Genomic DNA, 7,079 nt, shown 5'->3' on the forward strand with positions numbered 1-7,079 from the left:
CTACGCGGCATGACGCTGCCGCCGTGGCGATCGGACGACGCGCCCTGGGACATCCGATCCGGCTGGGGGCACCTCCCAGGCCGTTCAGGCACTGGGGGAGGACGGCACCGCCCCCACACGACCGGAGTGATCGTGTGGGGCATCGGACCGTCCAGGCCCGACCGGGCAGCCCGGGGCGTGAGGGACCCCGCCCCCGCCTTCCCGGACCACGGACACGCTCCGTGCCGCCCGGACGCGGAGCGAAAGCGGGCGACCTGGGGGTACCCCCGGCGAAGCTGGGGGAGTGCCCACAACCGTTCGGGACACACGGCTGAGCACGAGCCCTGGCACCAGGACTCACTCCCGCTCAGCTTCTAGGAACGGTCCAGGGACAGGTGCAGCAGCTCGTTCGCCGCGTCGCCGGTGCTGTAGCCGTTCGGCCCCCAGCGGTAGGGCAGTCCCACCTGGTGCAGGGTGCGGCCGTGCACCGTCAGCGGCGGCACCCGGTCGGTGACCAGCGCCCGCGCCTCGATCACCCCAACACCCACGTCCAGGAGACCAAGGCGTTCGCCGTCGACATCCGCCCGGGCCGTCGCCCCAGGGGCCCGGCCGCTCCGGAACTGGTCCGTTCCTACCGGGCCCGCGCGGGCATCGACACACGGACCGGAACGGAGCCCTGACCAGGACGACCGGTCACCTCGGGATCGTCACTTCAGGACCACCGAGTGGGGGCCGCGCGGGACGAGTTCCCCGATCACCGGGTGGCCGGGGATCTCGCCGGCGACGAGGAGGCCGCCGGAGGTCTGGGCGTCGGCCAGGAGGAGGCGGGTGCCGGTGTCCGTGTCGCCGAAGTCGGTGTGCGGGGCCACCCACTCCAGGTTGCGGCGGGTGCCGCCGCTGACGTAGCCGTCGCGTACGGCCTCCCGGGCGCCGTCCAGACAGGGCACGGCGGCGGTGTCGACCACGGCCGTCACGCCCGAGGCGCGGGCCAGTTTGTGCAGGTGGCCGAGGAGGCCGAAGCCCGTCACGTCGGTGGCGCAGGAGGCACCGGCGGCCAGGGCGGCGACGGAGGCGTCGCGGTTGAGGGCCACCATGGTGGCGACGGCCTGTGCGAACCGCTCGCCGGTGGCCTTGTGCCGGTTGTTCAGCACGCCCAGGCCGAGGGGCTTGGTCAGTGTCAGGGGCAGTCCGGGGCGGCCCGCGTCGTTGCGCAGCAGCCGCTCCGGGTCCGCGAGGCCGGTGACGGCCATGCCGTACTTGGGCTCGGGGTCGTCGACGCTGTGCCCGCCGCCCACGTGGCAGCCGGCCTCGGCGGCGACCTCCAGCCCGCCGCGCAGCACCTCGCGGGCCAGGTCGAAGGGCAGGACGTCACGCGGCCAGGCCAGCAGGTTGACCGCCAGGACGGGCCGTCCGCCCATCGCGTACACGTCCGACAGGGCGTTGGCCGCGGCGATGCGTCCCCAGTCGTAGGGGTCGTCGACGACCGGGGTGAAGAAGTCGGCGGTGGAGACCACCGCCTGCGCGGCGCCGCCCCGCGCGGGCAGCGCGACGACGGCGGCGTCGTCACCCGTGGCCAGGCCGACCAGCAGCGGGGTGTCGCCGGCGGCGGGAGGCGCCGCCGTCAGCCCACCGAGCACGTCCTCCAGCTCGCCCGGCGGGATCTTGCAGGCGCAGCCGCCGCCGTGGGCGAACTGGGTGAGCCGTACGGGGGTTTCAGCGGTGGCGGTCATGCGAGGCCTCCTGGTCTCGGCCTGTTTCCGTCGTCTGTTTCTGCTGCCTGTTTCGCCCTCTGTCCCCCGTCGTCCGTGCGGCCCGCCGGGGTCCTTCCGGTAGCCTGTCGGGCGGTGGAGGCGTGTGGGTGCCTGGTGGCCCTCCCGGTCTTCAAAACCGAGGTGCCCGAGGATCTCGGGCAGGCGGGTTCGATTCCCGTCCGCCTCCGCTCCCCCCGGCGTCCGCCCGGCAGCGTCTGCGCTGGTCGTCCACCCGTTCGGTGTGGCCGCGGGCGTCGAGGAACTCCAGCAGCGGCACGGCGACCCTGCGGGTGGTGCCGAGCGCCTTGCGCGCCTCGCTGAGCGTGAAGGGCTGCGGCAGGCGGCGCAGCACCGCGGCGGCCCGGACGTCCGCCCCCGGAAGCAGCACGATCCCGTCGCCGACCCGCAGCAGCGCGCCCGCGGAGACGGCCGCGGCCACGGCCTTGCGGTTGAGCCCGAGCTGGGCGAGGCGGTCGGCCTCCGGCGCGCGGAACGGTGCCCGTTCCAGCTCGCGCCGCACCGCGTCGACGGCCGCCCGGACCGGCGGGGGCAGGGTGGGGCCGGTGCCGGCCGGGCCGTACAGGCGCCCGTCGCGCCGCTGCAGCCGCGGCTCGCCGGGTGTCCGGGCGAGGGCGTCCACCAGGGCCCGGTCGGGCAGGCCGAGCAGGTGCCGGGCGGCCTCGGTGGGCAGCCCCGGCTCCATGGGGTGCCGGCGTGCGTACCGCTCGACCTCGGCGGCCAGCCGTTCGCGCAGCCGGGCCCAGTGGTCCCGGTCGGCCAGCCAGTCCCCGGTGACGGGCGGGCAGGGCGGGGGTACGCCCATGGCCAGCAGGCGGGAGCGGCGGACGAGCCCGCGGCGCCGCAGCTCCGCCGCGCCGTCGGGGCGGCCCGTCATCGTGGCCAGTTCCGCCGCCCTGGCCCGTCCGGCGCCCCGCCGGGTCAGGTCCGGCGGGCACACGTCGAGCACGGTCGCGGCGCAGGGCACGCGCCGCCCGCCCNCTCGCGCAGCACCGTCCGGTCCCCGACGCGCAGCGGCAGCGGATGGCGCAGGGTCAGCCTGGCGGTGTCCTCGCCGAGGGGGCGGACGGTGACCGCGACGGCCGCCGTGCCGATGTGCAGGCCGACGGCGCGGGGCAGTTCGTCGACCGGCTCCCCGGTGACGCGGACGTCGATCCGGTCGGTGAGCAGCCAGCGGTCCGGGGCCAGCAGGACCTGTCCGCGCCGCAGCTCCCCGTCGAGCGGGCCGTGCACGTTGACCGCGACCCGGGCGACCCCGCTGACGGCGCCGCGCTCCTGCTGCAGGCACTGCAGCCCGCGCACCCTCAGCGGGGCCGGGCCGTCCCCGGTCACCAGCCGGTCGCCGACGCGCAGGGTGCCCGCGCCGAGGGTGCCGGTCACCACGGTGCCGTGCCCGCGCACGGTGAAGGCACGGTCCAGCCACAGCCGTACGTCCGCGTCGGCGGGCGGCACGGGCAGCGCGCGGGCCAGCCGGGCCAGTTCGGTGCGCAGCTCGTCCAGTCCGGCGCCGGTCACCGCGCTCACCGCCACGGACGGCACGGCGCCGAGCGAGGTGCGGGCCAGCCGCTGGAGGGCGTCGGCGCGCACCGGCCCGGGGTCGGCCAGGTCGCTGCGGGTCACGGCGAGGACGGCGTGCCGTACGCCGAGCGCGTCGAGGATCGCCAGGTGTTCCTCGGACTGGGGCTGCCAGCCCTGGTCGGCGGCGACCACGAACAGCACGGCGGGCACGGGGCCGACCCCGGCCAGCATGGTGGCCACGAACTTCTCGTGCCCGGGTACGTCGACGAAGGCGAGGTGTTCGCCGTCGGCGTCGAGCCGGGTCCACACAAAGCCGAGGTCGAGGGTGAGCCCCCGGCGCCGCTCCTCCTCGTAGCGGTCGGGCTCCATCCCGGTCAGCGCCCGTACCAGGGCCGACTTGCCGTGGTCGACGTGTCCCGCGGTGGCCAGCACGCGCATGGCCCGCCTACCTTTCCGCCGCCGACCGCACGGCGTCGGCCAGCCGTTCGTCGTCCTCCTCGGGCACCGCCCGCAGGTCCAGCAGGCACCGCCCGCCCTCCAGCCTGCCCACGACCGGCACCGGGCCGGTGCGCAGTACGGCGGCGTACGGCTCGGGCAGGGACAGTGCGGCGCTGGGCAGTGTCACGCCGGGCGCGCCGCCACCTCCGACCGTGGCGGCGCAGGCGACGGCCCGGACGTCGGCGCCGGTGGCGCCCAGCGCGGTGNNNNGCCGTTCGGCGCGGCGCATGAGCCGGTCCGCGTCGGCGGTGAGAGCCGCGGCGGTGGGGGTCTCGGGGCCCGTGAGGGTCGCCTCCAGGGCGGCCAGCGTGAGCTTGTCCACCCGCAGGGCGCGGGCCAGGGGGTGCCGGGACAGGGTGCGCACGAGGTCCGCGTCACCGAGGAGCAGTCCGCACTGGGGGCCGCCGAGCAGCTTGTCCCCGCTGGCGGTCACCAGGGCCGCGCCGGCCCTCAGTCGGCTCTCGGCGTCCGGTTCCTCGGGCAGCAGCGGGTGGGGGGCGAGCAGCCCGGAGCCGATGTCGACGACCACCGGCACGTCCAGCGCCGCCAGCTCTCGGACGCCGGCGGCGCGGGTGAAGCCGGTGATGCGGAAGTTGGAGGGGTGCACCTTCAGGACGAAGGCCGTCTCCGGGCCGATGGCGGCGGCGTAGTCCTCGGCGGTCGTACGGTTCGTGGTGCCGACCTCGCGGAGCCGGGCCCCGGTGGAGACCAGCAGGTCCGGCAGCCGGAAGCCGTCCCCGATCTCCACCATCTCGCCCCGGCTGATGACGATCTCCCTGCCCGCGGCGAGGGCGGTGGCGGCGAGGGCGAGGGCGGCGGCGCCGTTGTTGACGACGTGCGCCGCCGCGGCGGACGGCACCCGGCCGCGCAGCGCGTCCAGGGCGGTGCGGCCCCGGCGGGCCCGTACCCCGGTCCGCAGGTCCAGCTCGACGTCCGTGGGTCCGGCGGCGTCCTGCACGGCCTGCCGGGCCGCCGCGGACAGGGAGGCCCGGCCGAGGTTGGTGTGCAGCAGCACCCCGGTGGCGTTGATCACCGGGCGCAGCCCGCCGGCCGCGCGCGGCAGCAGCGCCACGGCGGTGTCCGCCACCTCCTCGGGGTCGAGGGCGCCGTGACGTGCCCGCTCCTGGGCCTGCCGGACCGCGGCCTTGACCGGTCCGGGCCCGAGCCGGGCCACCGCGTCCACCAGGCGCGGGTCCCGCAGTACGGCGTCGGTACGGGGGATCCGCCGCCGGACGTCGCTCACCTGCCCCATGACCTGCTGTTCCATCCGGCCCCTCCGTCCCCGGCGCGACCTCGCGGCTGTCCCGGCACGCCCATCGTCTCCCGGCGCCCGGGGCCGTCCGCACGACACGCCGTACCGCACCACCGGGCAGCCGCTCGTGTACCCGGGCTGCGGCACGGGAACCCGCACAGGTCCTGGCCGCTCCGTCGACGGCGGGAGTGAAGAGGTTCCGGATGAAGAACAGGGGACGCGTGCGGTGGATCTTCGACGGCCGTATCGCCGGAATCGGCACGGCCTCCGGTACGCGTCTCGTCCTGGGCTGCTGGACGCACTCGCCGTTCGGCCCGTTCGCCGACGTGATGGCCGAGCGGCGCGACGGGCATCGTCTGCTGCTGGCCCCCGACCGCAGGACGGCGCGCTTCGTCGCCGCCACCTACTCCTTCGACGAGGTGCGCGTCGAGCCGGTCCGGGTGACGGTCCGAGGTGACCACTGGACCGTCACCTCCGACTCGCTGACCCTGCGTTTCACCACCGGCCGGCGGGGTCCGCCGGGGCTCGCGCTGCGCGCCGTGCCACGGGTGCTCGCCACCCGTCCGCGCTGGATCGAGGCGGTCGGCCTGCCCGCACGCCTGCTGCGGGGCGTGCGCACCTGCGGCACGGCCGGCGGCGGGCGCCACGAGTGGTACGGCGCGCGGGACCTGCGGCCGGTCAGGGACGCCGGCGCCGTCCTCGAGGGCGAGGACCTGGGACCGCCGGCGCCGGTCGTACCGCCCGTGCGCTTCGGTTTCGGGTCGACCCCGCGCAGGCCCTGCCTGGTGCGCGTCACCACTCTGGTGGGGTGACGGATCCCCGCTTGCCGCCTGCTCCCGTCGGGTCCCCTCTCTCCGGCACCGGCCCGCTCACCCGGCCTCGTCCTCGACGCGCAGGCGCACCTGCTCCTCCAGGCGGCGCAGGCTGCTGTCGAGGGCGTCGCGGGCGGCTCGTTCGCCCGGGTCGTGCGTGTCGTCGAAGAACGACAGGTGGACGGTCACCTCACTGGCCCCGCTGCCGATGCCGGCGACCTGGAGCCAGCCCGCGTAGCCGCCCTGCTCGCGGGTGCCCCACTCGATGCGCATCTGGTCGCGTTCGGCGCGCAGCAGGGCGGAGGTGTCCTGGTCGATGCGGTCCTCGTGCACGGTGACGGCGGGCGGCTCCTCGGGGTGCACGTGCAGGTCACCGGGCAGCCAGGCGTCGAGCCGGGCGACGTCGGCGGCCTGGTCGAAGACCTGCTCGGGCGCTGCGGGCATGGTGCGTGAGCGTTCGTACTCGGTCACGGCGGCACCGTTCCTCCGTTCGGGGGTCGTACCTCGATCGCGTGCCCCCTCCTGCGCGGCCGAAAAGCCCCGCTCCGGGGCGGGGCGTCAGGGAGGGGCGGGGCGCAGGGCGCGCAGGACCGCCCAGACGACCGAGACGAACGGGACGGCGACGACGGCGCCGATGATGCCTCCGACGATGCTGCCCGCGATGACGGAGACGGCGACGACGAGGGGGTGCAGACGGACCGCCCAGCTCATGACCAGGGGGTGGAGCAGGTGCCCTTCGATCTGGCCGATGACGACGATCAGGGCGAGCACGGCCAGCGCGACGAGCGGGCCGCGCCCGGCGAGGGCGACCACCGTGGCCACGCCGAGCGCGATCGGTGACCCGACCAGCGGCACGAACGTGGCGAAGAACTCCAGCAGCATCAGCGGCAGCGCGAGCGGTACGCGCAGCACCAGCAGGGCGGCACCGACGAGTACGGCGTTGCTGGCGGCCACGATGATGATGCCGCGGGTGTATCCGGCGAAGGTCCCCCAGGCCGCCCGCCCCGCCCGGTCCCACACCGGCCGGGCCCCGCCGGGCAGCAGCTCGTCGCTCACCCACCGCCAGAGTTTCTCGCCGGAGTGGATGAAGAAGACGGACGAGAAGAGCGCGAGGGCGCCCGCCGTGACCAGTTCGACGAGCCGGGTGAAGCCGCTCAGGGCCGTGCTGAGCAGGCCGGCGCGGTGGGCGGACAGGTAGGACAGGACCTGCTTCTGCAGACCGGTGAGGGTGCCCGGGCCGATCCGGAACGG

Annotated in this window: 5 protein-coding genes, 1 tRNA gene and 5 pseudogenes; 3 read left to right on the plus strand and 8 right to left on the minus strand. The window is 76.1% G+C overall.

Annotation, left to right across the window (positions count from 1 at the left end; translation table 11 throughout):
• A pseudogene (locus tag RH94_RS44385) lies at positions 1–357 on the plus strand (hypothetical protein); the annotation flags it as partial.
• Here the strand turns inward: RH94_RS44385 and RH94_RS40855 are convergent.
• Positions 354–527: a hypothetical protein gene (locus RH94_RS40855; protein WP_158073085.1), complete on the minus strand. Its 174-nt coding sequence runs from the start codon at positions 525–527 to the stop codon at positions 354–356. The pseudogene RH94_RS44385 and the gene RH94_RS40855 sit on opposite strands and share 4 nt — an antisense overlap.
• A 159-nt stretch (positions 528–686) precedes the next feature.
• Positions 687–1,709: a selenide, water dikinase SelD gene (gene selD, locus RH94_RS24050; RefSeq protein ID WP_073949864.1), complete on the minus strand. Its 1,023-nt coding sequence runs from the start codon at positions 1,707–1,709 to the stop codon at positions 687–689.
• A 116-nt stretch (positions 1,710–1,825) separates the two neighbouring features.
• Between selD and RH94_RS40860 the strand changes: the two genes are divergently transcribed.
• Positions 1,826–1,918, plus strand: a tRNA-Sec gene (locus tag RH94_RS40860).
• Between the two features lie 14 nt (positions 1,919–1,932).
• Here RH94_RS40860 and RH94_RS44390 read toward each other — a convergent pair.
• The 4 pseudogenes from RH94_RS44390 to selA form a co-directional block, all read right to left on the minus strand.
• Positions 1,933–2,728: pseudogene (locus RH94_RS44390) on the minus strand (SelB domain-containing protein); the annotation flags it as partial.
• 1 nt (position 2,729) lies between these two features.
• Positions 2,730–3,704, minus strand: a pseudogene (locus RH94_RS44395) (GTP-binding protein); the annotation flags it as partial.
• A gap of 7 nt (positions 3,705–3,711) precedes the next feature.
• Positions 3,712–3,970, minus strand: a pseudogene (locus RH94_RS44400) (L-seryl-tRNA(Sec) selenium transferase); the annotation flags it as partial.
• Between the two features lie 4 nt (positions 3,971–3,974).
• Positions 3,975–5,031, minus strand: a pseudogene (selA, locus tag RH94_RS24060) (L-seryl-tRNA(Sec) selenium transferase); the annotation flags it as partial.
• A 188-nt stretch (positions 5,032–5,219) separates the two neighbouring features.
• On the opposite strand from selA, the gene RH94_RS24065 reads away from it, so the two are divergent.
• The gene (locus tag RH94_RS24065) at positions 5,220–5,828 is read left to right on the plus strand and encodes a hypothetical protein (protein ID WP_073949868.1); all 609 of its coding nucleotides are present in this window, start codon (positions 5,220–5,222) and stop codon (positions 5,826–5,828) included.
• A 57-nt stretch (positions 5,829–5,885) separates the two neighbouring features.
• Here RH94_RS24065 and RH94_RS24070 read toward each other — a convergent pair whose 3' ends face one another.
• Entirely contained in the window at positions 5,886–6,299 is a 414-nt protein-coding gene (locus RH94_RS24070; protein ID WP_073949870.1) for an SRPBCC family protein, read from the minus strand.
• An 87-nt stretch (positions 6,300–6,386) separates the two neighbouring features.
• Positions 6,387–7,079: AI-2E family transporter (locus tag RH94_RS44405; RefSeq protein WP_234425996.1), on the minus strand; the 693-nt coding region annotated here is incomplete at its 5' end.

The sequence above is a fragment of the Streptomyces kebangsaanensis genome (genome assembly GCF_001906585.1).
GTDB classification, from domain to species: Bacteria; Actinomycetota; Actinomycetes; order Streptomycetales; family Streptomycetaceae; genus Streptomyces; species Streptomyces kebangsaanensis.